The sequence below is a fragment of the Psychrobacter sp. T6-1 genome (genome assembly GCF_052258445.1).
The window spans coordinates 1-2,041 of record NZ_JBQQFC010000378.1; the positions used below are offsets into that span (position 1 = coordinate 1).

General features: G+C 45.7%; 4 protein-coding genes. All 4 read right to left on the reverse strand.

Annotated features, from left to right (window positions below; translation table 11 throughout):
* Positions 1–371, reverse strand: a 371-nt coding sequence (locus tag ACTXGO_RS12960) for a cation transporter (protein ID WP_443574816.1), incomplete at its 3' end; no start/stop codon positions are given.
* A 215-nt stretch (positions 372–586) separates the two neighbouring features.
* A complete protein-coding gene (locus ACTXGO_RS12965) occupies positions 587–811 on the reverse strand; it encodes a heavy-metal-associated domain-containing protein (protein ID WP_443542036.1) in 225 nt (74 codons plus the stop codon).
* Between the two features lie 130 nt (positions 812–941).
* A complete protein-coding gene (locus tag ACTXGO_RS12970) occupies positions 942–1,190 on the reverse strand; it encodes a heavy-metal-associated domain-containing protein (protein WP_443542038.1) in 249 nt (82 codons plus the stop codon).
* A gap of 51 nt (positions 1,191–1,241) precedes the next feature.
* The coding region (kdsA, locus tag ACTXGO_RS12975; RefSeq protein ID WP_443574817.1) for a 3-deoxy-8-phosphooctulonate synthase at positions 1,242–2,041 on the reverse strand (800 nt) is incomplete at its 5' end.

The window sequence follows — 2,041 nt, forward strand, 5'->3', positions numbered from 1 at the left end:
CTTTTGGTTGCCGTATCCTCATCGTTTTGCGCAAACAGCGAGTCACCAGCTTGCAGGTTGGCGACAAAGCCTGTCTTGTTGACCCACTCTGTGACTTGCTCTGGTGTGGTCTCAATAGGGTTGTAGTCAACATTGGCAGTCTCACCTGCGAAGTTGACGCTCACCTCATAGATAGAGGGCTTTTTATTGAGTACCTTTTCAATACGCGAGGCACAGGCTTGGCACGACATACCGTCAATCGCCAATTGCAAATGCGCACGTTGCGGCGCTTGCTGAGTGTTTGACTCAACATCGGTGTTAACCTCATTGCTAACCTTGTTAGCAGTATCAGCATCATAGTTAGAATCAGTCGCGGCGCTAGAATCAGTCATAGATAAAACTCAAAATACGATGGATAGGGATACAATTTTTAGCAATGCATTTTATTATACTAAAAAACATACTATAGTAATGAGATGGTTGCTATTACCGCTAATGCAAGTGATTAAACGGTTATCAGTAGTGAATAGCCTTGCTACCACTCAGTAATGAGACTGCCATTAAAAAAACCAGCCATAATAGCTGGTTTTGAGATCGTACTCTCAAATTATGAGTTAGCGACTTCGGCATCAAAACCGCCTTCAGTAATGACCGAAGCAATATCTTCAGCGCTGGTCATAGTATCATCGAAAGTAACCGTCGCCTGATTGGTTGGTAGCTCAACCGTCATGCTGATGAGACCTTCAAGCTCAGTGGTCACGCCGTGTACACTCTCTACGCATTTGTCACAGGTCATACCGTCAATTTTAATAATTCGAGTTTGATGTGCCATGCTAGGCTCCTTTTTTATTTAATTAGAAATAACATCTCATTATATGCTGATACCTTTATACCCTAAGCGATATCGGCGCCAACATCAACTCAGTTTGGTAAAGAAGTTCGCGACTACTCATGATTAAAACTTAATTGTCAGGGTTTTGCGGCGCGTCAATTGGAAATGGCTGCGTCACATAATCAACCATACTGATCGCTGCGGTGAACGCATGAATGCTGGTATCGGTATCGTCATAGCGGATAAGCGCTGTGCTAGTATCCGCATCAAGCTCTACCGCAGTGACGCCAGTTATATTCTGTAGCGCAGTCATCACACTATCCAAACCCTCAGCATCATCGATATTCTCAATGCTGACCTTTGCCATCTTAATCGCCATTGCCTTATCCTTTTATTACAAAATTAGCTACTCTGTTGCTCTCACCCTTGTTTAATGAGTATCTAACACCGCAAAGCTTTTTACCAGATCATCGATCTGCTTGAGCTGGCTTAAAAAAGGTTCAAGCTGACTGGTTCTGAGCGCGCAGGGGCCATCACACTTCGCAGTTTCTGGATTAGGATGCGCTTCCAAAAACAGTCCTGCTAGTCCCGTTGCCATGCCAGCACGCGCAAGCGTCGTTATTTGCTCGCGGCGCCCGCCTGCGCTATCACTACGAGCGCCTGGCTGCTGTAAGCTATGCGTCACATCAAAGAACACTGGCACATTCATCTGCTTCATCGTATCAAAGCCGAGCATGTCGACAACCAGATTATTATAGCCAAAAGCACTTCCACGCTCACATAAGATGAGGGTGTCGTTGCCCGCCTCTAAGCACTTATTCATAATATGACGCATCTCATGCGGCGCTAAGAACTGTGCTTTTTTGATATTGATAATCGCGCCTGTCTTTGCCATAGACTCCACCAGATCCGTCTGACGGGATAAAAACGCAGGCAGCTGGATAATATCAGATACCTCAGCGACGGGCTGCGCTTGATACGGCTCGTGCACATCAGTAATAATCGGCACTTGAAACTTCTCTTTGATTTGTCCTAGCCAATCGATACCCTTCTCGAGCCCCGGGCCTCGATATGAGTGTAGGCTTGAGCGATTGGCTTTATCAAAGCTGGCTTTAAACACATAGCCGATGCCCAGACGCTCACATATCTCGACGTATTGTTCAGCGATCTCAAACGCCATCTCTTTTGATTCAAGGACATTCATCCCACCAAAAAGTACAAACGGCTGAT